This window comes from Paenibacillus sp. 1-8, assembly GCF_056316205.1.
Genome location: NZ_CM149995.1, coordinates 5,406,916 through 5,431,664, shown reverse-complemented (window position 1 = coordinate 5,431,664; position 24,749 = coordinate 5,406,916). Strand labels below are relative to the sequence as shown.

General features: G+C 49.0%; 24 protein-coding genes. All 24 read left to right on the top strand.

Features of this window, described 5'->3' with window-relative positions:
• Positions 1-27: 27 nt before the first annotated feature.
• The 24 genes from ssb (at position 28) to AC0WRU_RS24960 (ending at position 24,727) form a co-directional block, all read left to right on the top strand.
• Entirely contained in the window at positions 28-519 is a 492-nt protein-coding gene (gene ssb, locus AC0WRU_RS25075) for a single-stranded DNA-binding protein (RefSeq protein ID WP_013312801.1), read from the top strand.
• 21 nt (positions 520-540) lie between these two features.
• Complete coding sequence (gene rpsR, locus AC0WRU_RS25070) at positions 541-813, top strand: 30S ribosomal protein S18 (RefSeq protein WP_013312800.1); 273 nt, start codon at positions 541-543, stop codon at positions 811-813.
• A 536-nt stretch (positions 814-1,349) separates the two neighbouring features.
• Entirely contained in the window at positions 1,350-3,083 is a 1,734-nt protein-coding gene (locus tag AC0WRU_RS25065) for an ABC transporter substrate-binding protein (RefSeq protein ID WP_476126754.1), read from the top strand.
• Between the two features lie 71 nt (positions 3,084-3,154).
• Positions 3,155-4,117 carry an ABC transporter permease gene (locus AC0WRU_RS25060; protein WP_476126753.1) on the top strand — a complete coding sequence of 321 codons (963 nt, stop codon included), beginning with the start codon at positions 3,155-3,157 and terminating at the stop codon, positions 4,115-4,117.
• Positions 4,118-4,128: 11 nt separating this feature from the next.
• Positions 4,129-5,052 (top strand): oligopeptide ABC transporter permease, encoded by a 924-nt coding sequence (gene opp4C, locus AC0WRU_RS25055; RefSeq protein ID WP_025683702.1) that lies wholly within the window; start codon positions 4,129-4,131, stop codon positions 5,050-5,052.
• 13 nt (positions 5,053-5,065) lie between these two features.
• Positions 5,066-6,049 carry an ABC transporter ATP-binding protein gene (locus tag AC0WRU_RS25050; RefSeq protein WP_025683703.1) on the top strand — a complete coding sequence of 328 codons (984 nt, stop codon included), beginning with the start codon at positions 5,066-5,068 and terminating at the stop codon, positions 6,047-6,049.
• Positions 6,046-7,011: an ABC transporter ATP-binding protein gene (locus AC0WRU_RS25045; RefSeq protein WP_025683704.1), complete on the top strand. Its 966-nt coding sequence runs from the start codon at positions 6,046-6,048 to the stop codon at positions 7,009-7,011. Before AC0WRU_RS25050 ends, AC0WRU_RS25045 begins: the two co-directional genes overlap by 4 nt.
• A 178-nt stretch (positions 7,012-7,189) precedes the next feature.
• A complete protein-coding gene (locus tag AC0WRU_RS25040; protein WP_025683705.1) occupies positions 7,190-8,131 on the top strand; it encodes a D-alanyl-D-alanine carboxypeptidase family protein in 942 nt (313 codons plus the stop codon).
• Positions 8,132-8,374: 243 nt separating this feature from the next.
• Complete coding sequence (locus AC0WRU_RS25035; protein WP_476126752.1) at positions 8,375-9,433, top strand: LCP family protein; 1,059 nt, start codon at positions 8,375-8,377, stop codon at positions 9,431-9,433.
• 46 nt (positions 9,434-9,479) lie between these two features.
• Positions 9,480-9,908, top strand: coding sequence for a CBS domain-containing protein (locus tag AC0WRU_RS25030; RefSeq protein WP_025683707.1), 429 nt, complete (start codon positions 9,480-9,482; stop codon positions 9,906-9,908).
• 120 nt (positions 9,909-10,028) lie between these two features.
• Positions 10,029-10,331 carry a MazG-like family protein gene (locus AC0WRU_RS25025; protein WP_025683708.1) on the top strand — a complete coding sequence of 101 codons (303 nt, stop codon included), beginning with the start codon at positions 10,029-10,031 and terminating at the stop codon, positions 10,329-10,331.
• A gap of 5 nt (positions 10,332-10,336) precedes the next feature.
• Positions 10,337-11,254 (top strand): DUF2232 domain-containing protein, encoded by a 918-nt coding sequence (locus AC0WRU_RS25020; protein WP_476126751.1) that lies wholly within the window; start codon positions 10,337-10,339, stop codon positions 11,252-11,254.
• An 11-nt stretch (positions 11,255-11,265) separates the two neighbouring features.
• Positions 11,266-13,254 (top strand): DHH family phosphoesterase, encoded by a 1,989-nt coding sequence (locus AC0WRU_RS25015; protein ID WP_476126750.1) that lies wholly within the window; start codon positions 11,266-11,268, stop codon positions 13,252-13,254.
• Entirely contained in the window at positions 13,251-13,694 is a 444-nt protein-coding gene (rplI, locus tag AC0WRU_RS25010) for a 50S ribosomal protein L9 (RefSeq protein WP_014278976.1), read from the top strand. The genes AC0WRU_RS25015 and rplI overlap by 4 nt, the downstream gene beginning before the upstream one ends.
• A 2-nt stretch (positions 13,695-13,696) precedes the next feature.
• Positions 13,697-15,055, top strand: coding sequence for a replicative DNA helicase (gene dnaB, locus AC0WRU_RS25005; protein ID WP_014278975.1), 1,359 nt, complete (start codon positions 13,697-13,699; stop codon positions 15,053-15,055).
• A gap of 378 nt (positions 15,056-15,433) precedes the next feature.
• Entirely contained in the window at positions 15,434-16,720 is a 1,287-nt protein-coding gene (locus AC0WRU_RS25000; protein WP_025683711.1) for an adenylosuccinate synthase, read from the top strand.
• Positions 16,721-16,964: 244 nt separating this feature from the next.
• Complete coding sequence (locus tag AC0WRU_RS24995; RefSeq protein ID WP_149096164.1) at positions 16,965-17,789, top strand: ABC transporter permease; 825 nt, start codon at positions 16,965-16,967, stop codon at positions 17,787-17,789.
• A gap of 28 nt (positions 17,790-17,817) precedes the next feature.
• Complete coding sequence (locus AC0WRU_RS24990; protein WP_025683713.1) at positions 17,818-18,849, top strand: ABC transporter ATP-binding protein; 1,032 nt, start codon at positions 17,818-17,820, stop codon at positions 18,847-18,849.
• A 98-nt stretch (positions 18,850-18,947) separates the two neighbouring features.
• A complete protein-coding gene (locus AC0WRU_RS24985) occupies positions 18,948-20,117 on the top strand; it encodes an extracellular solute-binding protein (protein ID WP_476126749.1) in 1,170 nt (389 codons plus the stop codon).
• A gap of 2 nt (positions 20,118-20,119) precedes the next feature.
• Positions 20,120-20,962 (top strand): ABC transporter permease, encoded by an 843-nt coding sequence (locus AC0WRU_RS24980; protein WP_476126748.1) that lies wholly within the window; start codon positions 20,120-20,122, stop codon positions 20,960-20,962.
• A 31-nt stretch (positions 20,963-20,993) separates the two neighbouring features.
• A complete protein-coding gene (locus AC0WRU_RS24975) occupies positions 20,994-22,508 on the top strand; it encodes a hypothetical protein (RefSeq protein ID WP_476126747.1) in 1,515 nt (504 codons plus the stop codon).
• Positions 22,505-22,972 (top strand): hypothetical protein, encoded by a 468-nt coding sequence (locus AC0WRU_RS24970; protein ID WP_476126746.1) that lies wholly within the window; start codon positions 22,505-22,507, stop codon positions 22,970-22,972. The genes AC0WRU_RS24975 and AC0WRU_RS24970 overlap by 4 nt, the downstream gene beginning before the upstream one ends.
• Positions 22,965-23,972: a CehA/McbA family metallohydrolase gene (locus AC0WRU_RS24965; protein ID WP_476126745.1), complete on the top strand. Its 1,008-nt coding sequence runs from the start codon at positions 22,965-22,967 to the stop codon at positions 23,970-23,972. Before AC0WRU_RS24970 ends, AC0WRU_RS24965 begins: the two co-directional genes overlap by 8 nt.
• A 38-nt stretch (positions 23,973-24,010) precedes the next feature.
• Positions 24,011-24,727, top strand: coding sequence for a GntR family transcriptional regulator (locus AC0WRU_RS24960; RefSeq protein ID WP_476126744.1), 717 nt, complete (start codon positions 24,011-24,013; stop codon positions 24,725-24,727).
• Positions 24,728-24,749 lie beyond the last annotated feature (22 nt).

The window sequence follows — 24,749 nt, the reverse complement described above, 5'->3', positions numbered from 1 at the left end:
GAACAACGCTCAAAGGAGGGGATTGGATTGTTGAACCGTGTCATTCTGATCGGTCGTTTGACCAAAGATCCAGAGCTGCGCTATACACCGTCTGGTGTAGCAGTAACCCAGTTCACCCTGGCTGTAGACCGTCCGTTTACGAGTCAAGGCGGCGAACGGGAAGCGGATTTCTTGCCGATCGTAACCTGGCGTCAGCTTGCTGAAACATGCGCTAACTATCTTCGCAAAGGTCGTTTAACGGCTGTTGAAGGCCGTGTTCAGGTGCGTAATTATGAGAACAATGAAGGAAAACGTGTATACGTGACTGAAATTGTAGCTGATAATGTGCGTTTCCTGGAATCTAACCGCGATGGCGGTAACGGTGGCGGCAATAGCGGTGGAGCTGCGCGTGAGGAGTCTCCTTTCGGAGGCGGTAACAGCAATAGTGGACGCGGGAATAATAACTCGCGAAACAATCAGGATCCTTTTTCCGATGACGGAAAACCGATCGATATTTCGGATGATGATTTACCATTTTAATTGGGAAAGGACTGACAAAGAATGGGCTTCAGACAAAGAGAAGGCGGAGACGATAACAAAAGACCAGCTCGTCGTGGTGGTCGCAACAAACGTCGTAAAGTATGTTTCTTCACTGTGAACAAAATTACTCACATTGACTATAAAGATACAGACCTGCTTAAAAAATTCATCAGCGAACGTGGAAAAATTCTTCCTCGTCGTGTGACTGGAACAAGCGCGAAATATCAACGTATGTTGACAATCGCGGTTAAACGTTCCCGTCAAATCGCATTGCTTCCTTACACTACTGAATAGTAGTTTGATGGAAGAGCAAAAGAGGCGTTCCCGATTTCGGGAGCGTCTTTTTTTGTGATTTTTCTGGTTGACAACAAGTCCCATGTATTGTAACTTACTAATAATACAATCCATGTTTAACCATTAAGCGTAGCTCAGCTTTTATGGTCCCATTTGTGATCGCACGTTCCCCAACTCGCCAGAGTAAACATTTCAGATTTCTGAAATGTTATTTTATATTACATGAAAATTCAGATTATCGGTATTTTTTCGAATAAAATTCATAAACTTTACAAAAATAGATATTTTGCATTTTTATATTACACAAAAAAAGATATTGACGTGATATTATTTTACACTTAAGATAAACCTTAATAAAAATGTAATGATTATCAGCACCCTAAATTGACCAAAGGTTTAAAAACACGTGTTTACGCTATCATTGGTAACCGTAAGGAGGATGCACAGACTTCATTTTCAAACCTCAGGCTTTAACGAATCAACGCAGGAAAGAGACAGGCTGTTAAAAAAAGAACCGACTAAGGGGGATTAACAGGATGGTGCAAACGAAGAAATGGGTTTCTTTACTTATGGTGCTTACGATCGTTGGTGTTCTGTTTGCAGGATGTAGCGGAGGTGCTAATGAAGCGCAGCCGGGCAAAACGGAGAATAAAACAGAGGGAAAAGAAGGCAGTGCACAAGTCACTGAGGGTGTTATTAAAGCAAGTGATCTGACCCAAAATCCGCCGGGAGCTACAAACCGGAAGGATAACATAGTGGTAGGTATGACGTCACCTAAAGGGGTATTTAACCCGTTGTTCTGGCAAACGACCTACGATCTATATGTAGTCAGAACCGTATTTGATTCCTTTTTACAGGTGAAAGCGGATGGTACATACGAAAATAGCTTGGCTGACAAGATTGATGTATCGCAGGATGGCTTGAAATACACGTTCCACCTGAAACCGGGTGTGAAGTATAGTGACGGCACGCCAGTAACAGTGAAGGATTATGCCTTTGTTCTCAAGGTACTGCATGATCCGAATTATGATGGAGAAACGGATATTTTATCCTTTAAGATTAAAGGCGGTAAAGAATATCACGATGGCAAGGCGAATGATATCTCCGGTATCAAGGTCATTGATGATAATACGGTAGAGGTAACCGTTACAGAAGCAACAGCTTATACAAAGGATTTTCTGGGTGAGCAATACTTCATGCCAGAAGCTTATTACGGAAAAGGTTTCAAAAAGGGTGACCTGGACAGCATCAAGGCGCTTAATAATAAGCCACTCGGCTCCGGTCAGTATGTGTTGAAAAGCTTCTCCCCGGGTCAACAAGTCGTACTTGAAGCCAATCCAAACTACTTCAAGGGCGCACCGAAGGTGAAAACAGTTATTTACAAAACGACGACAGACGAAACCAATTTGTCTATGCTGCAAACGGGTGAGACGGATATAGACAATATTACGGTTACAGAAGATAACGTAGAAGAATTGAAGTCTCTAGGCTTCCTGGACGTGAATATTATGCCGACCAACGGCTACGGATATATTGCATTTAATCACAAAGAAAAGAAATTTCAGGACCCTAAGGTACGCCAAGCTCTGACCATCGGTTTGAACCGGAAGGAGATTGTGGAAGGGGTGTACGGTCCGTATGCGAATGTCATTAACATTCCACAATCTACAGAAGCTTGGTCTTATACAGATGAAGGCATTAATAAATATGAGTTTGATACAGCTAAAGCAAAGGCTTTGCTGGATGAGGCTGGCTGGAAGGTTGGAGCGGACGGCATCCGTGAGAAGGATGGTGAAAAGTTTACCATTAACTTCTCAGCGACTGCGGATAACCCAGTAGTAGAGGCCTTGCTACCGATTATGTCCAACAACTACAAGGAACTGGGCATTAAGCTGAATTCTGAAACACTGGATTTTAACGCGATTATGGATAAAAAAGATACAGGCAAGTTCGATATGTTCTTTGCCGCTTGGGGATTGACACCTGATCCGGATACAACGGTTTACCTTACGAACGGCGCACAAAATGATGTCGGCTACTCTAATAAAAAAGTCGATGAGCTGACGCTTGCTGGTAAAAAGGAATTGGATCAGGAGAAACGCAAACTGATTTACAAACAACTCTATCAAGAGCTGAACAAAGATCTGCCAGCCATCTTTATGTATCAGCGCAGAGATATGTGGCCAGTTAATGGACGTGTATCCGGCTTGGAAATTACACCATACAAAGATTTTGAATTCAGTCTGTATAACGCTCAACTCGCTCAATAAGGATTGCCAATCGTATGCTCAGCTCTCACGGGCTGAGCATATCACTTCTTTATTTGTCTGGAGGAATGATTATGAAGCAGTATATTATTCGAAGACTGCTGCAACTCATCCCCACACTCATTGGCATATCCATTATCGTATTTGCGATTTCAGCCATGGTGCCGGGTGATTATATTACAGCCAAGCAGAACCCGAATATGACCGCCGAAAAGGCACAACAGCTACGACATATCTACGGGTTGGATAAGGCGGAGTACCAACGCTATTTTATATGGGCGGGCAATATGTTGAAGGGTAATATGGGGGATTCATTACAGCATAAGCAGCCGGTAACGAAGGTCATTGGCAATTATGTATGGAACTCTTTTATTATCGCTTTTTTCAGTCTTATTTTTAGTTGGCTGATTGCAGTTGTTGCCGGGGTATTTTCAGCTAAGTTCCAATACTCGTTATTCGATAAGTTTGTCACGCTGTTCATATTTTTGTGTATGTCGCTGCCGTCTTTCTTTATCGGTCTTTTGGTGATCAAAATATTTGCTTTGGAATGGGGCATTCTTCCGGTTGGCGGCATGACAACAGCGGGGATGGAGCCGGGCTCATGGGCTTATATCGTGGATGTTCTCAAGCATATGTTCCTGCCAACGCTCGTTCTCACGATGCTGAGCACAGGCAGTCTGACCCGGTATTTCCGTACAGGTATGCTGGAGGTTATTCGTCAGGATTATATTCGCACCGCACGCGCTAAGGGCTTGAAGGAACGGACGGTTATTTTCAAGCATGCTCTGCGCAACGCACTGATTCCAGCCATCACGCTGCTTGGCTTTGAGCTTCCGGCTTTATTTGGCGGGGCAATGATTCTGGAAAAGGTATTTGTGTGGCCGGGTGTGGGGCAGGTCTATCTGGAGTCGATCAGTATGCGGGATTATCCGTTTATGCTGGGCTTCACTATTTTTCTGGCGGTCCTTACGCTCATCGGTAATTTGCTCTCGGATGTATTGTATGGCATGGCAGATCCAAGAATTCGCTTGAAGTAGGAGGGATACTATTGCCCGCAGAAACAGTCACGATTGAAACCAGTCCAAAGGCGGCGATCCGTCCTGAAGCGTCTCCGTGGAGAATCGCCGTTCGCCGTTTTAACCAGAATCATTTGGCTTTGGCCGGACTCATTATATTGATTCTTATGGTTGTCATTTGTATATTTGGACCGATGATTTCACCTTATCATCTGGATGATTATAAGCTATCTGATAAAAATTTAGCTCCGAATGCCCAGTACTGGCTTGGTACGGATAAGTTTGGCAGAGATATTTTGCTGCGTACGATGCTGGCTGGCCGTATTTCTTTGACGGTGGGGCTGGTGGCCACGTTTATTTCGGTCGTGATCGGTGCGACGTTGGGTGCACTGGCAGGATTCTATCGTAAAGGCGTGGATACGATCATTATGCGGATTGCCGATATTTTCATGGCATTACCTACATTGCCGCTGTTGATTATTTTAGGTGCCGTTTTGTCAGATTTGAAGGTTGATCCAAAGAACCGGATTTATTTTCTAATGCTCATTATCGGGATCTTGAGCTGGACGAGCTTGTCCCGTCTGGTCAGGGGGCAGATTCTTACGCTGCGTGAACAGGAGTTCATGCAGGCGACGGAAGCGCTCGGCTTGAGAGACCGTCGTAAAATATTCCGCCATCTGCTACCGAACACGATTCCTACTATTATTGTAACGGCTACGCTTGGGGTAGCTGGGGCGATTATAACGGAGTCTGCGCTCAGTTACCTGGGAATCGGCGTTGTGCCTCCCACACCTTCGTGGGGAAATATGATTTCGGCTGCGAATAATCTGATCGACTTTCGCAAGCGGCCCTGGATATGGGTTCCACCGGGAATGTGTATTCTGATTACGGTTGTAGCGATTAACCTGATTGGCGACGGTTTGCGCGATGCACTGGACCCTAAAATGAAGAAGTAGGAGACGAACGTTTATGGAAAATGCTTTGATTGAATTTCGTAACCTGAAAACCCACTTTCATACCTCAAGCGGAACTGTCAAAGCGGTCAATGACGTCAGTTTTAAAATACGTGAGGGTGAAACGCTCTGTGTGGTAGGCGAATCCGGCTGCGGCAAAAGTGTAACAGCCATGACGATGATGCGGCTGATTGATTCCCCACACACCTCAGACGGTGAAATCTGGTTTGAGGGCAAAAACCTGTTAACGCTGAATAAAGGTCAAATGCAGCAAATTCGCGGCAATGACATTTCGATTATTTTCCAGGAGCCGATGTCTTCGCTGAATCCCGTGCTTACCATTGGAGAACAGATTACGGAACCGCTACTGATGCATACATTAATGAGTAAAAAGGAAGCACGTACCCGGGCGATTGAGCTGATCAATCTGGTGGGGATTTCGCGTTCGGAGGAAATATTTCATTCGTATCCGCATGAACTGAGCGGCGGTATGCGTCAGCGAATCATGATTGCTATTGCATTGAGCTGTAATCCGAAGCTGCTGATTGCAGATGAGCCGACAACGGCGCTGGATGTTACCATTCAGGCGCAAATCCTCGATCTGATGCGGGATTTGAAGGATAAGCTCAAAACGTCCATTATGCTGATTACGCATGATCTGGGCGTCGTGGCGGAAATGGCCGATTACGTGGTCGTTATGTATGCCGGGAACGTTATTGAAGAGGCTCCGGTCATTGAGCTGTTCAAAAACCCGCAGCATCCGTATACACAAGGGTTACTGAAGGCGAAGCCTGTCATTAATCAGAAGATTGATCGGCTGTATTCGATCCCCGGTCAGGTTCCCAACCCGATTGAGCTGGAGGAAAATTGTCATTTTCATGATCGGTGTGCACATTGTATGCAAATCTGTAAGGATCAGGCCCCTCCCCTGCGTGAAAAGAAGAACGGTCATAAGGTTGCCTGCTGGCTATATGAGGAAGAAGGAGGGCAACGGGGATGAGCGAGCCTTTAATTCAAGTGGAAGGTCTGAAAAAATATTTCCCGATCACAGGCGGGATTTTTCAGCGTACCGTGGGACATGTGAAAGCGGTCGATGATGTATCTTTTAACATTCATAAGGGCGAGTCCTTTGGTCTGGTAGGAGAATCCGGTTGCGGCAAAAGCACGATTGGGCGTACGATTCTCAGGCTGATGGATAAGACAGAGGGATCGGTGCGATACAAGGGAGAGGACTTGCATGCGTTAAGCAAGGAGCAGATCCGTGCGCTTCGTCCGAAGCTGCAAATCGTCTTTCAGGACCCTTTTAGCTCATTGAATCCGAGAATTAAGGTGGGTGAAGCCATCGGGGAAGCACTGCTGGATCACGGATTGATTGAACATAGTAAGCTGCGGAAAAAGGTTAACGAGACGCTGGATATCTGCGGGTTATCTGCTTATCATTATGATCGGTATCCACATGAGTTCTCCGGCGGTCAGCGCCAGCGTATCGGGATTGCACGGGCTTTGATTCTGAATCCTGATTTTATCGTGGCTGACGAGCCGGTATCTGCACTCGATGTGTCTATTCAGGCTCAGATTATTAACTTGTTAAGTGATTTGCAGCAGGAACGGCAATTGACGTATCTGTTCATCTCGCATGATCTGAGTGTGGTCGAGCATCTGTGCAGCCGCATCGGTGTGATGTATCTGGGCTCGATGGTGGAGCTGGCTTCCAAGGAAGAGCTGTTCCGAAATCCGCTTCATCCGTATACGAAGGCGCTGCTGTCGGCGGTTCCCATTCCCGATCCGACGATCAAGAGACAACGGATTGTGCTAAAAGGGGACATTCCTTCCCCGGCGAATCCGCCGTCAGGCTGCAAGTTCCATACGCGCTGTCCTATGGCGGAGGCTCGTTGTAAAATAGAAATTCCGGCGTATCGGGATGCAGGCGATCAGCATTATGTAGCCTGTCATTTTGCCTAGAAACATAGTAGAAGGCCTTTTTGAATCATTCGACTTATAAAAATCTGTCAGCCTGCAAGCAGGAAATGGCGGATTTTTTGCTGTGGAGTGGAAAAAACAAAAAAATTGCATCTTTTTTTCGAAAAGTTGCAGACAAAATGGATTTTTCATCGTCTAATAAAGTATGGGGGTTATTACGATGATGAAAAAATACTGGTTACGTTGGGCTATTGTGGTCCCGGTACTTATTATATTGATTTTTATTACACTTGGACCCCGACTACTGGTCGGTAAGCCAGATGTGCACGCAGGAGCTGCGGTGCTGATGGACATGCAGACGGGAGAATTGTTGATGGATGTGAATGGCGATACGCCTATGCCTTCCGCAAATATGTCCAAGCTCATGACCGAGCTGCTGGTTCTAGAGGATATTCGTGCCGGGCGGTTAGGCTGGAATGATGAAGTGAAAATTAGTCGTTACGCAAGTACGGTGGGTGGTGTAAATCTGTCACTTCGGTATGGTGAAAGGCTGACGGTGTCCGAACTGTTCCAGAGTATGGTTGTGTATTCGGCTAATGACGCGGCTGTGGCACTGGCGGAACGCTCAGCAGGCAATGAACCGGCTTTTGTGAAGCGTATGAACGACAAGGCGGCTAAGATTGGATTAACGTCCTACAGCCGATTTAGCAATGCGTCAGGAGCGGGACAGAGTGAGCTGGGTCCTAACCATCCCGAGAATATTCGGGGAGAAACGCAAATGACGGCAAGCGATACGGCGAAGCTAGCCTCCTACCTGATAACGTCGCATCCGGAGATTTTGAGAACGTCCAGCCGTACGCAGATGGAATTGAAGGATAAGGGCATCTATATTAGTAATACGAATTGGATGCTGCCTTCCTTGGCGGGGCCCTACTCTTACGCAGGAACGGATGGGCTGAAAGCGGGATACACTAGCGATGCGGGATATTGCTTCACTGGCACAGCCGAACAGCATGGCAGAAGGCTGGTAGCTGTGGTGCTGGGGGCACCGAGTAAGGAGGAACGGTTCGAGCAGACACGGAAGCTGTTCGATTATGGTTTCGCTCTGTCTACCTCTTTCCCGGTAAGGGTGCAGAATTTGGTGAAGCTGGCTCCGCGCTAAGGTAAGGAACGACTTTAAAAGCTACATAGGATACGGGCTATAAACATCAAGCAAGGCTTTGACCGTGAGGGCGAAGCCTTTTTTGGCGTGAATGTGGTGGCGAGGGGCTGTCTACGACATGGCACTTTTGACAACAAGGTAGCAGACCTTTTATGCTGTGAGGGGAAGTTTCCGCTTCATAAGGGCCTGATTCGGTTTAATGAAGAGATGGATTTATTGAAGTAAAGAAGGAAGGAACCTGTTATGGAGAGAAGACATAGGAGAAGGACAGGCGGAAAGCCTAAGAAGAAAAAAAGGTTTACCGCTCTATATATTTCATGTATTGTTTTGTTTCTGATTGCGGCGGGAGGATATCTGTTTCGTAAACAGCTGACACTGGTGGCCTTTGACTGGTTCGTATCTCCGACGTTGGAGAGCAAGCTGGAGAAGTCCTTTCAGCCGCGCCAGTCGGAGGGACAGAAGCAGCCAGAGCCGGTTGCTTATCGGAAAGAGCCGTTTTCGGTGCTGCTGCTTGGAACGGACCAAAGGCCGAATGAGAAGGCGCGTGGCCGCTCGGACACGGTAATTTATGCGGCTGTACGGCCTGCGGAATCGCGTGTGCTTCTGGTTTCCCTTCCAAGGGATACGTATGTCCAGATTGCCGGACATGATCCAAATCATGACGGTGAGGATGATTTTGATAAGTTGGGGCATGCTTATGCGTTCGGAGGCGAAGATATGTCCATGGCTACGGTAGAGAAGCTGATGGAGCATAAGGCTGATTATTATGCTACGATTAATTTTCAAGGTATTCAGGATGCTGTAAATGCGGTAGGCGGGGTTGAACTTCCTATTGATAAGCCGATTGAGAATAAAAATCCGCTGCATATCAAGTTCCGCATCGAGGCGGGCAAGCCGCTTTATAATGGTGAAGAAGCAATGTATTATGTTAGATATAGGGAAGACAGCGACTTTAACCGTACCAAACGGCAGCAAATTTTTCTGAATGCAATGACGGATAAGCTGCTGAATATCAACGGGATTTCCAAGATTCCGGAGCTACTCGATATTATGGGAGCCAATTTCAAGACGGATATGGAGCCTACTTTTATTACCGGGCTTGGCAAGCAGGCCATTTTGCAGGGTCAACCACAAATTTCGAGCTTTACGATTACGGGGGAAGGTTTCAAGAAGAAGGGCCTGTATTATGACCGGGCCAATGAACAGGAACTCGAATACGCCAGACTTATGATCGCGAACTGGCTGGATTCCGGCACAACCCCGCAGACGCTGAAGCTTCCCGACAAGCAGGACATTCAGTGAGTAATCATTTGATTTTACAATTGATTTTGAGGGGGATTCGTTTCTCATGAATATCGCTTTTTTCTTGCTTCCCAAACAAGAGGTTGCTTTTGTCACGGCGGATGCAACTTTACGGCAAACGTTGGAGCGAATGGAGTATCACCGTTTCACGGCGGTTCCGATTTTGGATAAGGAAGGTAGATATACCGGGACGGTTACAGAGGGTGATCTGCTGTGGCATATGAAAGAATCTGAGGGAAAAATCACCTTTGAAAACGCTTCGAAGTTCATGCTCAAGGACGTTCCGCTTCGGGTTTCGATAAAGCCGGTGTCCATTGATGCCAATATGGAGGATTTAATTAATTTGGCGAAGGTGCAGAACTTTGTCCCTGTTGTGGATGATATGGAACGGTTTATCGGCATTGTCCGCCGTAGCCAGATTATTGAATATTGTGAAAAATTTGTGTCGAGAGAATCACTTAACTCGTCATCTTAAAGCAAGCAGCGTAGCTGCGCTGAACAATAATAATTTGCCTACGGATAACAATTATTTTCAGCATAGGATATGCTATAATGGAGAATAAAGCTTTTTCAGAGGGGTGTGACTCTTCATCATATGCCTAAAGAACTGGATGTAGTTAAGCGGGCCAAGGTGATTGAATGGCTCAAAACAGAGGTACTTGACCAGGTATCCCGTCTGTTTAAAGCGATGTGGGAAGGCAGTACAGCCCGCATTGGCGATTGTCTGGCGAGCCTGATAATGAGCAGCTATATTTTGGGAAGACGCCTTGGGGTGTCTTACCGTGAATTGGATGATCTCCTCATTGACAAGCTAAGAAAGCACAGAAAAGAAGGACACCAGCTGGAGGATTGGTATCAGGACATTTCCGCACTGGAAGAACATATGCGTAAGAGGTGAAAACTTTGAAATTCCGCTTTGCAACTGTAGCATGGAGCGTTATTTATTTGCTGCTGCTGCTGTCTCTATTGACACCCTTAAGAATCTTTACCGTATTTTTGCTGATTGTGCCTGGCGTTGTATTGTTTTCATCGCTGCCTTTCAAAGGATTTCTGATTCATGTGATACCGGTGCTGTTGATTATAGCGCTACAAGATGTATATTTACTGCTTCCCGCGATTTATTTTCTGATCCCAGCCTTGTTAATGGGACGGGTATATAAAAAGGGAGCCCCTGCTTTTCAGGCGTTGATGACCGGAGCGGGTGTGATTTTAGCCGAGTTGTTGGTTGTGCTACTCATTGCTACGTATGCCTTCGGGTTTGATCTTTCGCAATATCTTCGTGATCAGGCTGCTATATCGGCAAATCTGGTACAGCAAATCTTAAATGACAATCCGATGCTTCCGGGCATGAATTGGACAGCAGAAGATACACAGAGACTCGGTACGATGATGATCGGCAAAGTTCCATATGTGCTGATCCTGACCTCGTTTTTACTGGCTGTGATCACGCATGCTCTGGCGCGTCCGGCATTGAGCAGCCTTGATGTGCCTGTACGCAAAATGAAGCCTGCCCGAGAATGGAGGCTGCCACGCGCGCTCATCTGGTATTACCTGCTGGCGATTGTGTTTGAGTGGATCGCCATGTCCTCTGACAGCAGTTGGGTTCAGGCGGTTTCTGTTAGTATGTTGCCGCTGATCCATGCGTGCTTTATTATCCAGACGATCGGATTTATTTACTTCTGGACGCATAGCCGTAACATGAGCCCGGTGATCGCGGTGCTGCTATCGCTCGTCGTTCTGGTGTTTCAGCCGCTCCGTATTATCGGTATTATTGATTTGGCCTTTCCGCTGCGCGAAGCTATTACAAGATCAAAGAAATAGGGTGAACAGTCATGCCTAAATTTCTACAAAAACGCTGGCACGGCTATCATACCGTCTGGGCGTTTTTACTGCTGCTGGTGCTTGTCATATGTATTTCCATGTATAACTGGGAACTGGGTGTGATGGGACTGGTGCTGTCATTCTTGCTCGGCGGGCTGATGCTGAAGACGGAATTGGATTTCCGTCGGGAACTGAATCAATATATCAGCGGCCTTTCCTTTCGCATCAAGCGGGTGGAAGGGGAAGCGATCAGCTCACTGCCGTTCGGCATCATTTTATACAGTGAAAATCGAACGGTAGAATGGCACAATCGGTTCGCTGGGGAAATGTTCGAGGACCAGTCACTGATAGGCGAGCCGCTCCAGGACCTCTTTCCCCAGCTGGTAGGAGCTTTGGGTGCCAAAAAGGAAACGAAGGAGCCTGTTCGTGAGCTAATGGTAGAGCTACAGCATGATGAGCGCTATTATCAGTTCCTCATCGTGCTGGATGAGCGTCTGATTTATTTGTATGAAGTAACGGAGTTGGCGGTGCTGCACAAGCAGTATGAGAACGAGCGGCTGGCGCTCGGCATCGTTATGCTTGATAATATGGATGAAGCTGCTCAGGGAATGGATGATCAGCAGCGTACCGCGCTTATTGCGAAGGTGTCGAGCGAGATTACATCATGGGCGAACCAGTACAATATTTATTTGCGTCGTTTGTCATCCGAGCGTTATCTCATCATGCTGAATCACAAGGCGCTTCAGGAGCTGGAGCAAAGTCGATTCGTCATTCTGGATACGGTACGGGAAATGACGGCCGATTTGAAGGTGCCGATGACACTGAGCATCGGCTTGTCTTTCGGCGCGGAGAGCATCAAGGAGCTGGGCGAGCTGGCTCAGTCCAGTCTGGATATGGCGCTCGGACGGGGCGGCGACCAGGCGGCGGTGAAGGCCGGACAGCGTCTATCTTTTTACGGCGGCAAGTCCAATGCTGTCGAAAAGCGTACACGGGTGCGCGCGCGGGTCATTGCGCATGCGCTGCGTGATCTGATGCAGGAGAGTGACCGCGTGCTGATCATGGGGCACAAAATACCGGACATGGACGCACTGGGAGCGGCCATCGGGGTATGGAAGGCCGCAGCGCTCTACAACGTAGAGGCACACATCGTGCTGGATAAATCTAATCCGTCCATCGACCGGATGATGGAGCAGGTGAACAAGGACGAGAATCTGTCGAAAGCGATCATGACGCCGGAGCAGTCGCTCCAGCTGATGACCGAGCATAGCCTGCTGGTCGTGGTGGATACGCACAAGGCCTCGATGACAATTGAGCCGAAATTGGTGCAGACGGCGAGCAGGGTGGTCGTTGTAGATCATCATCGTCGGGGCGAGGAGTTTATTAACGACTCTGTTTTGATTTATCTGGAGCCGTACGCGTCGTCGGCATGTGAGCTGGTGACAGAGCTGCTGCAATATATTCATGAGAAGGTTCAACTGACGCCGCTGGAGGCGACATCGTTGCTTGCGGGGATTACGGTGGATACCAAGCATTTTTCCCTGCATACAGGCTCACGTACGTTTGAAGCAGCCGGTTTTTTGCGGCGTAGCGGGGCGGATACAGTCATGATCCAGCGCATGTTAAAAGAGGACCTGGATGAATATATTGCTAAGGCGGAAATTATTAAGCATGCTAAAATGATATATGGGCACATCGCGCTTGCGGTGACAGAGCCCGGACAGAAGATACCGCAGCTCCTGATTGCTCAGGTGGCGGATTCATTACTCAATATGACGGATGTACTGGCCTCCTTTGTGGTCAGTGAACGTCCTGACGGCCTGGTGGGGATCAGCGCCCGTTCACTCGGACGCATGAACGTACAGGTCGTCATGGAACGGCTAGGCGGCGGAGGACATCTGACGAATGCGGCGGTTCAGCTGGATTGTCCGCTGGAGGAAGCCAAACGCAGAGTGGTCGACGTGCTGGCCGAAATTGATGGGGAAGAGGGGTTATTTGAATGAGAGTGATTTTTATTAAAGATATGAAGGGCCAAGGCAAGAAGGGACAAATTAAGGAAGTATCGGACGGTTACGCAGCGAATTTCCTGCTGCCGCGTGGTATTGCCCGCCCGGCAACGGAAGGGAATATGAAGACGCTGGAGAACCAGAACGCTGCTGAGGAAAAGCGCAAGCAAGAGGAAAAGGAAGAGGCGCAGGCACTCGGCAAAAAGCTGGAATCCACAACTGTTCAGCTTAAAGCAAAAGCTGGTGAAGGCGGTCGACTGTTCGGAGCGATTACAAGCAAGCAAATCGCGGAAGCGGTCGCTGCGACGGGGATTAAGCTGGACAAACGCAAAATCGAGCTGGAAGAACCGATTCGTACGTTGGGCGTGACTCAAATGACCGTTAAGCTTCATCCTGAGGTCAAAGCTACGCTGAAGGTACAGGTGACCGAAGAATAATTATGGGCGGCGAATTTTTCGATCGGATTCCTCCGCAAAACCTGGAGGCAGAACAGGCGGTTATCGGGTCCATTTTGCTCCAGTCCGAAGCACTGATTACAGCGATGGAGCGGGTGCAGACCGAGGATTTTTACGATAAGGCTCACCAGATGATTTACGAAGCGATGATTGAGCTGGGTGAATCCGGACAGCCGATAGACTTGGTTACCCTGACCTCGAAAATTCAGGACAAGGGCCAGTTGGAGGATATCGGGGGTGTCAGCTATCTGGCGAAGCTGGCTCACGGGGTACCGACAGCGGCCAACGTGGATTACTACGCTCAGATTATTGAAGAAAAGGCGATGCTCCGCCGATTGATTCGTGCAGCTACGCAGATTGTGAGCGAAGGCTATAGCGGTGGCGAGGACGTCGCCGGTATGCTGAGCGATGCCGAGCGCAAGATTATGGAGATATCCAACGGGCGTTCGGGCAGCGGTTTTATTGCCATCCGCGATGTCGTGATGGAAGTGTTCGACCGGGTCGAATTGCTGCACCAGAACAAGGGCAATACGACCGGGATTCCATCCGGCTTTGTTGATTTGGACAAGATGACGGCAGGTTTCCAGCGCAATGATTTGATCATTGTGGCAGCTCGTCCATCCGTAGGTAAAACGGCGTTCGCCCTGAATATTGCGCAAAACGTTGCGGTTCGGGCGAAGGAGACGGTTGCTATCTTCAGTCTGGAAATGTCAGCGGCCCAGCTCGTGCAGCGGATGATCTGCGCCGAGGCCAATCTGGATGCGAACGTGATGCGGACAGGTGATTTTAAAGGCGACGACGATTGGGCGAAACTGACGATGGGCATTGCAGCCTTGTCGGAGGCCGAGATCTATATTGACGATACGCCGGGTATTACGGTTGCGGATATCCGTGCCAAGTGCCGCCGTCTCAAGACGGAAAAGGGACTGGGTATGATCGTGATCGACTACTTGCAGCTCATTCATGGGCGCGGGAAGTCGGGCGAGAACCGGCAGCAGGAGGTATCCGAAATTTCGCGGACCTTGAAGCAAATTGCCCGTGAGCTGGAAGTGCCTGTAATCGCCCTTTCCCAGTTGAGCCGGGGTGTGGAGCAGCGTCAGGACAAGCGGCCGATGATGAGTGATTTGCGGGAATCCGGTTCCATTGAGCAGGATGCTGATATCGTCGCGTTTCTGTACCGGGATGATTACTATAATCAGGAAACGGAAAAGAAAAATATTATCGAGATTATCATTGCCAAGCAACGTAACGGCCCGGTCGGTACGGTAGAGCTGGTGTTTCTCAAAAATTATAATAAATTCGCCAATTACGAGCGTGCCCATTCGGATGCGTTCGCTGGATAACGGAATGATATATTTGAAAAAAGGCTCTTTCGACGCGGTTCTCGCAATGTCGAAGGGGCCTTTTACATACGATATTCATAAGTTTTCATATAAAGGCCGAAACTCTCAATTACGAACAATACTATTTTCATGTGATATAATGTTCGCTTTTTATTTGACTTTGAAAAATGGTGCTGTTACACTTATAGTGCTGCTTCAACGCAGTGGGGAGATCATTACGCCCGGGGCTTTCCGTACCTACGGAATGTCTGCGACGGACGTTTTTTCCTGCTGTCCAAGAACGCTCCGTATCTGTCCGCTCAGGCGGTTGAAGTCGGATATGCGCAGCGCGTCAGCTCAAAATCAGAGTGTCTGTGGCACTCCACGGAGGAATGAAACATGTCAACTGTAGTCGTTGTGGGAACACAATGGGGAGACGAAGGCAAAGGCAAAATTACGGACTATCTGGCGGAAAGCGCTGAAGTAGTGGCCCGTTACCAAGGCGGAAACAATGCTGGTCATACGATTCTCATTGACGGTAAAAAGTACAAGCTGAGCCTGATTCCATCCGGCGTTTTTTATGAAGATAAAAAGTGTGTCATTGGCAACGGCATGGTAGTTAATCCGGCCGCTCTTATTGAAGAAATTACTTACATTCACGATAATGGCTTCTCTACGAAAAATCTGGTCATTAGTGACCGTGCACATGTTATTATGCCATACCACATCACGTTGGATGTGCTGGAAGAAAACCGCAAAGGACCTAACCAAATCGGTACGACGCGTAAAGGGATCGGCCCTGCTTATATGGATAAAGCTGCTCGTAACGGTATTCGTATTGCTGATTTGCTGGATGCAGAGGAATTCGAAACGAAGCTGCGCCTTCAAGTGAAGGAAAAGAATCAAGTGATCGAACAGGTATACGGCGGCGAGCCGCTGAATGTGGAAGATATACTGAAACAATACCTGGAGTATGCAGAATTTGTTCGTCCTTATGTAGGGGATACGTCTGTTGTGCTGAATGATGCGATTGATGCGAATCAAAAGGTACTGTTCGAGGGCGCGCAAGGCGTTATGCTCGATATCGACCAAGGCACGTATCCGTACGTTACATCCTCCAACCCTTCGGCTGGCGGCGTATGTATCGGTTCCGGTGTAGGCCCGTCCAAGATCCAACAGGTCATTGGTGTAGCCAAATCGTACACAACTCGTGTCGGTGACGGTCCGTTCCCAACGGAACTGAATGATGAAATCGGCGATTACATCCGTGAAACAGGTCATGAGTACGGTACCGTTACAGGTCGTGCTCGTCGTGTTGGCTGGTTTGACAGTGTGGTTGTACGTCATGCCCGTCGTGTCAGCGGACTTACAGGTCTGTCCTTGAACTCGCTGGACGTATTGACAGGTCTGAAAACGGTGAAAATTTGCACAGGCTACAAGTATCGCGGTGAGGTGATTACGCATTATCCGGCTAGCTTGAAAATGCTGGCGGAGTGCGAGGCCGTATACGAGGAACTGCCAGGCTGGAGCGAAGACATTACTGGCGTGAAAACGCTGGAGGAATTGCCTGAGACTACTCGTAATTACGTACAACGCGTATCTGAACTGACAGGTATTCCAATTGCGATCTTCTCTGTTGGTCGTAACCGTGACCAAACGAACCAAGTGCTTCCGATTTACCTGTAAACCAGCAGAATCGTTTTATCTGTTAAGGCGTTATGCCTATTCAATTGTATAGCTATTCCTGCACGTTTAAGGAGAGAGAGGCTGTTAAAGCCTCCCTCTCCTTTTTTTTATGTAAAAACCGTTCCTCTGATTTCCCTCCCCTTTACAAAGTCTTATCGCCCATGTCGATTTGTGATAACAAACCCTCTCTATAATCCAGATAGAAAGAGATTCGGACGTCTAGACGTCTTGAGAGGGATGAATTATGAACTGGTATCTTCGCTCACTTGGCACACGTAAAATTGTGGAGTTCATCGTGCTTGTCATTTTCGTCATTTTTTTCCTGGGGCCTCTGACCAACCTGCTACTATTAGCGGTTTCGGGAAAATGGCAGTATCCTGCACCGCTGCCACAGAGCTTGTCACTGGAATGGTGGAAGTTTGTATTGACCCAGGATGATGTGCTCAGCTCCATATCTCTATCCTTCCTGATCGCCATTACCGTTACAGTCTGCTCGATTATCGTATGTGTTCCCGCTGCCTACGCCTTTGCTCGGATTTCGTTTCCGCTGAGTAAGTGGTTTTTGTTTTCATTTTTGCTCACGCATGCTTTCCCGAAAATGGGATTGTACGTGTCCATCGCGGTGTTGTTCTACAAGTTCGGGCTGATGAACACCTTTACGGGCATTGTATTGATCCACATGGTGAACACCCTGATGTACATGACCTGGATTCCTTCCTCTGCGTTCCGCAGCGTCCATCGTGCTCAAGAGGAATCTGCCCGGGATGCCGGGGCGGGACCGCTACGGGTTTTCTGGAAAATTACGTTCCCCATGGCGCTGCCCGGCATTGTGGTCGCTTCCATCTTTACATTTCTCGCTTCATTAGATGAGGCGCAGGGAACGCTGCTCGTCGGGACACCGGACTATAAAACGATGCCCGTCATCATGTATTCCATTATTGCGGATTATCCGAGCACAACCGGTGCAGTATTCTCCGTCATTTTGACCTTGCCCACGGTGATCTTGCTGCTTGCAGCAAGGCGTTTCGTAAGTGCGGACGTGCTGGCTGGGGGATTCCAGGTGAAATAACGCAATTGGTAAAAAGGAGCCAAATCTAATGTCCATTCAATTATCCATTCGTGAGTTAACCAAACGCTTTAAGACGGGGGACGGAGTCAAGGGCATTTCACTTGACGTAATGAAAGGGGAACTTGTAACGCTACTCGGTCCTTCCGGCTGTGGTAAAACAACCGTGCTTCGCTCCATTGGCGGCTTTTTGGACCCGGACAGTGGCGACATTGAGATTCAGGGTAAAAGCGTGCTCAAGCTGCCACCCGAAAAGCGCCCGACCGCTATGGTGTTCCAAAGCTATAATTTGTGGCCGCATATGACCGTGTATGACAACCTTGCCTTCGGTTTGAAGATTCGCAAGGTGAAAAAGGCGGAAATCGACCGTCAGGTAAAGGAAGCACTGGCGCTGGTTCGGCTGGAGACAGCAGAGCGTAAAACGCCGGGGCAGCTCTCGGGCGGTCAGCAGCAGCGGGTAGCGCTCGCTCGGGCTCTACTGCTAAAGCCGGATGTATTGCTGCTGGACGAGCCTTTTTCCGCGCTCGATGCGAAGCTGCGCATGGAGATGAGGGAGGAGCTGCGCGACATCCAGACCCAAACGGGAATGACGATGGTGTTCGTCACCCACGATCAGGAGGAGGCGCTGTCCATTTCCGACCGGATCGTCGTTATGAATGCGGGTCGGATTGAGCAGCTCTCTTCGCCGCAGGAGATTTATGACAAGCCACAATCGCTTTTTGTAGCAGGCTTTATTGGCCGGATCAATTTATTAAAGGGGGTGAGCACAGGTCGCAGTGTCTCCGTGAGCGGAATACCGTTTGCACAGGAGCATGAATACACAGGTGAATCCATGGTCGGTGTAAGGCCAGAGGATATTGTTCTGACGACGGAAGAAAACGGCTCTCTGGCCGGAACGATCAGACAAGTGATGATTCTCGGGCATTATGCGGAGGTTTCGCTGGATAGCGGAACCGATCATCTGAAAATGTTTGTGCCGCGTGAACGGGCGGCCGAGCTGCGCAGTGGAGAGCAAATCAGATTCAGCTTCAGTAAAATTGTTACTTTTCCAGCAGCACAGTGAAGATTCACGATCAACCTCTACATCGCATCAATGTCCATCATGAATGCATCATCTGATGATGCTGCGAACTTGTGCAACTATCTAAAGGAGGCAACAACGTGTTTGGGAAAAAGAAGATGGGTCTGATTTTGTCCGGGGTGCTTAGCTTATCGTTGTTGGCTGGATGTGGAAACGGTGGTAATGCCGCTACAGCTACAGGGGAAGCCAAGGATACGAAAGCGGGAGCAGCTACGGGAACGACGGAAATCTCCTTGTACACTGGCGGTTCTTTGAACGTCAAAGAGCTGTGGGAGACGTTGATCAAGGACTTTGAAGCTAAAAATGATCACGTTAAGGTCAAGCTGGTGTATTTGCCGGCGGGAACCGGGGGCGCATCTACACTGGATCGTCTGATCGCAGCCAAGAAGAGTGGGCAAACCGATACAGATATTGACCTGTACGAAGGCAGTCTGGATGACATCACCAAAGGGGTAGGCGAAAAGCTGTGGGAAACGGTCGATACTGCCAAGGTTCCCAATTTGAAGAATGTCGATGAAACGTATCTCAAGCAAGTAAACAATCAGGCCATTCCTTACCGGGCATCTTCGGTTGTCCTTGCCTACAACAGTGCAAAAATAGCGACACCTCCGAAAACAGCCGACGAGCTGTATACGTGGATTCGCCAGCATCCGGGCAAGTTTGCCTATAACGACCCGTCCACGGGTGGATCGGGCAGTTCGTTTGTGAACACGGTTATCTATAATTTCCTTCCTCCAGAAGCGATGAACAGTGATGATCCGGCAAATATGAAGAAATGGGATCAAGGCTTCTCGCTGCTCAAGGAACTGGGCCCTTCGATGTACCAAAAGGGAGTCTATCCGAAAAAGAACCAAGGTACGCTTGATATTTTGGCAAGTGGAGAGGTGGACATGGTTCCGGCTTGGTCCGATATGGCGCTCGAACAACTGGATAAAGGTCTGCTTCCAGACACGGTGAAGCTGACACAGATTGACCCTGCTTTTACAGGAGGTCCCTCTTATCTGATGGTTCCTTCGCTTTCCTCCAAAAAAGAAGCAACACAGGAATTTCTGAACTACGTGCTGACGCCGGAAGCGCAAACGGTTATTATTAACAAAATGTACGGTTATCCAGGGATTAAGTGGAATCTGATGCCAAGTGAATTGCAAGAAAAATTCAACAGTGTATCTTCTGGATACCGCAGCTTCAACAGCGGCGAGCTTCAGCAGGAAATCTACAAACGCTGGCAAAGTGAAGTAGCGGGCGGTTGATCATGAGTTCATCGTCCAAAAGGGGGATGCTGGGGCTTGCCCTGGTCATCCCGTCTTTTCTCATTTTGCTGGTCGTCGTCATTATTCCGATTCTCTATGCCGTAAAGGAAAGCCTGATAGATCAGCATGGAACAGGCTACGGGCTGGCGAACTATATCCGCCTGTTCACGGAGACTGCGATGCGAAAAAATATTATATATACGATCAATGTCACGCTGGTTTCGACGGCCCTTACCTTAGTCATCAGCTATGCCTTGGCGATTTATCTGCGATTTGGAAAAGGTTTTGTCGTCAAATGGATCGGCCGATTGTATTTTGTCCCGATGTTCGTTCCCGGCGTAATTGCAACCTATGCGATCATTACGATGTACGGCAATCATGGCTGGGCTGCACGCCTTTTGCTGCCGCTGGGTATTGAAACCATTCCGAGGATTATTTACGACTACAAAGGACTGGTGCTGGCTAATCTGTGGTTTAACATTCCGTTCGCCACGATGCTCCTAAGCTCGGCCTTGGCCAGCATTCCAAACGCTGTTGTGGAGAGTGCCAGAGACGCGGGAGCCAGCACGCTGCAACTGTTTGGGCGCTTTATTTTACCCCTTTCCTACAAAACGATGTGGGTTGCGGTGACCTTCATCTTTATGGGGATTATGGGCAGCTTCACGGCTCCGTTCCTGATCGGCGCCAATTCACCGCAGGTGCTGGGTGTCGCGATGCAGCAGGTATTTTCCAGCTATCAGGAGACGCATACAGCCAGCGCAATGGCAGTGTTTATGTTTTTACTGTGTTCTTTTATGGGCTACTTTTATATTCGGACAATGGTGAAGGATGCGGATGCGAGCTAGACAGCCGCTATACACTAAGGAGGTTACAGGGATGAACAGCCAAGCAGAGGTGCAGATTACCGGATTTAGTGGGCGAGTGTGGGAAAGGGACCTGCTGGATTGCGGTTATCGGATTTCCTTACACAAAGCAGAGGTTGAACTCAGTCCGGGGAATGGATTCCGGTTCACGTTTTCCATGCCGGAAGACGGATTCGCAGAGCTTGATCTGCTCGCCAGATCGGACAGTGACTGGGCTGCTACAGATCGGGAATCCGCTTTCGTGCGCCTCTACCTGAACGAAGCCTATAATCAGGATGTTATTTTGTATTATGGCAGCAGTCAGGGAGTGTACACCCGTTTGTTGGGGTATCTAAAAGAAGGCGATTATGAAGTCTATGCCGAATTTCGTGAGCTGGAATCGTCTCCGCTTGTATCCAGAGCATGGATCGACGGGGTTGAACTGCGCTGTGTGGCTGATTCGTCTCCAAGATCGCTGATTTATCGTCACACCCCACTTTTATACGGTCGCAATCTGGCACATCCCTATGAGAACCGCTTTACGGATACACCGCTTGTTCTGTTCTACTCCGTGGAAGAGAATGAGGGGAAAACGGTCATTGAATACCAGATGATGTACAGCCATGAGGATGAAGGAACGCCCGCACCGCTGCTCATGAGCAAATGGGGGAGAACCACCGATATCGAATGGATGTACCGCGTCGAGCTGGATGCCGGGGGCAACGTTCTGGATGCTGTTTTCCAGGGGGCACATCATATTACGACTGCGTTTAATGGCAACTATGATCTGGGCGGGCATCCTGTTCTCCAATCCGCGACAACCAATGGAAACTTTAAGGATGACATTTCATCGGACTATCGTTTTATGCTGCCGCCTGCTTTCCAGTGGAAGCCAGAGGAAGAGCCGCGTGAAGCGGTCATGAGCCGTTTTCCCTTTGCTTATCAGGTCACCGGGTGGGAGATGGAGCGTCAGCAGGAGCTGGAAATGCCGTCAAATGCGTCTTCCATTATGCTTGCCCACCAGCGCAGCTATGTATTTATCCAGACTTCAAAACGCCCCTTAAGGGATTCCAGCAGTGAATTGTCTCCAGCGTCCAAGCCGGGCTTTAACCGACGCGAGGAAGATGCCTGTGTGGATATAGAGCTTCGCCTTCACGGCTCGGAGCAGTGGTATTCATCGTGCTATCATGATCTGCGACTGGGTGATTTCAGGGCTGCTTATGAGGGTGCAGAGTCGCATTTTTCTACAACGGTCAAGTTATCTGGAGAGGCTGTGCTTGAGGATATAGCTGAAATCAGAGCCGTATTGCTGGAGGGCGGTGCGGACAGCATGGAAGTGGCAGGACTGTATGCTTTTACGCTAAACGAGGAAAACCTGCCGCAGTTTCCTGGTATTCGTACGGACCGGGTGATTGAGCTAACGCGGCTTCAACCAGCGGGTATTTTATGGGCAGCAGGCAAAGACGGGGCGGGTGCTGGCGACCATACTGTAAATCGTACTGTGAACCATGCTGTGGATGACCCGACAAGCCAAGATGGGGAGTCATGAGCAGGCTACTGTACGTGGAGGGAACGGTCGATAGAACCTCCACCCAGAGCCATATTACGTACTCTTTTCACATCCCACAGCCGACTGACACGATCCGCATTCACTTCTCTTACACCCCCAAGTTATTGGAGGATCAAGAGCAAGCGCGAGAAATCATTGAGGAAAGCATGAGCAAATACGGATACGACGAGCCGGGGCATTCATCCGATCTGTGGAAGAAGTATATACCGCTGCAAAATTTATTGACGCTGTCTGTCGATGACCCTCTCCGCCACCGGGGAAATGCACACCGTCCCGAGAGGCAGCAGGAGCATTGGCTCGGTTCGTCTGCGGCTTCGCCGGGATTCCTTGCAGGAGATAATCCGGCGGGCATGTGGCGGATCACCGTCAGTTTGCATGCCGTTGTGACCGAGACGCTTGCCTACCTAATTCACGTATCGGGGGAGGAAGCGGTATATGTTTAAATGGATTCCGGCTGAGCTTCACACCCATACGCTTCACAGCGACGGAAAGCAAACGCTGGAGGAGCTTGCCCAAAGCGCAAAAAATCTCGGGCTTGAATGCATCGCTATAACGGATCACAATACGCAGTCGGCACTTGCGGATCAGGAACGGGTTCAGCGACAGTTCGGTGTCCCGATCATTTCAGGGATGGAGTGGACGACCTTTTACGGACATATGCTGACGCTGGGAGTAGACCGCTTTATTGACTGGCGTGTGCTGGGACCGGATGACATTCATGAGGGAATCCGGCAGGTGCATGAGCAGGGAGGCGTTGCAGGGCTTGCCCATCCGTTCAGGATCGGAAGTCCGATCTGTACGGGGTGCTTTTGGGAGTACACCATTCAGGACTGGCATGAGGTCGATTATATTGAGGTCTGGTCAACGCTCATGCCGTCTATTAAGCGGGATAGCCAGCGGGCGTTTGCCATGTGGACGAATTTATTGAATCAGGGGTATCGCATTACGGCGGTAAGCGGTCGGGACTGGCATGTATCGAAACCGGATGATGCGCTTCCGGCTGTCACGTATCTGGGTATTCATTGTGAAGCAGAAGAGCAGGAGAGCTTAGTTAACCGGGCAGTTGAGGCGATCCGCCTCGGTTCGGTGTCGGTTACGATGGGACCGTTACTGACAATGTCGGCACAAATTAATGACAGCGATAAGCGGTATGGTATCGGCGAATGTGTAGAGCTGGCTGTGGAGGATTCACTGTCCGTGACGGTTCAATTGGATGTGGAAACGAGAGCAGCCCATTACAACCTTGAGCCTCAGAACCTTCGCCTTCTGCTGACAAGCGGCCAGGGGGTATGCTCCGAAACTTATATCCCTGCTCAATCAGGAGAATATACGCTATCATTACAAGATCCAACAGGAAAAGGCTGGGTGCGAGCCGAATTATATGGATATATGGAAGATTGCATCACGATGATTGCCTTTACAAATCCGATGTATATCACTTGAACTCAGGTCACTATAATAGAAAGGCTGGGCTTTGGACGGTGTCAACAAAACAAGAGAACATTAAGCAGCTTATAGAGGAATATATAGAGGTCAACCAAATTGAGCCGGGCGAGAGGCTGCCTTCGGAAGCTGAACTTTCCCGATTGTTCTGCGTCTCGCGTGCGACGCTACGGGGAGCCGTCCGCCAGTTGGAAACGGAAGGCAAGCTGTTGGTGAAGCACGGGAGTGGTACGTTCGCTACTTGCCCGCTGCCGAGCATTCCAAGCTCGCTGGATCGTTTGTACAGCATCGGGGACATGATCCGTTCGGCAGGGTTGCGGGAGGATGAGCAGTTGGAATCTATCAAGAGGATGACGGTATGTCCCCCTGATATTGCCGAACGAATGAGGTTTTCCGAGAATGAGCCCATGATCGTTCTGGAGCGGACTCGCACAGCCGATGGGGAAGCGGTAGCACATTCTATCAATTGGATGCCGGAGACATTGGCAGGTTCGATTTTGGAAGGCGGGTCTTTTTCAGGTTCGCTTTTTCAAAGTCTGGAACTTAAAGCCGGGGTACGAATTGTTGGTGCGTATTCGGAGCTTACTGTCCCGAGTCATGATGATGCCCATATGACGCGTCTGTTGAAGCATCCGCAGGCTACCGTGTTACTGCTCAAGCAGCTTCATTATGATGAGCTGAACAGACAGGTGTTGTATTCACTGGATTATGTCCGCAGCGACATTTTCCATTTTTGGGTGCGCCGTACGCGCTGATCCATGGAAGTATCACATCTAC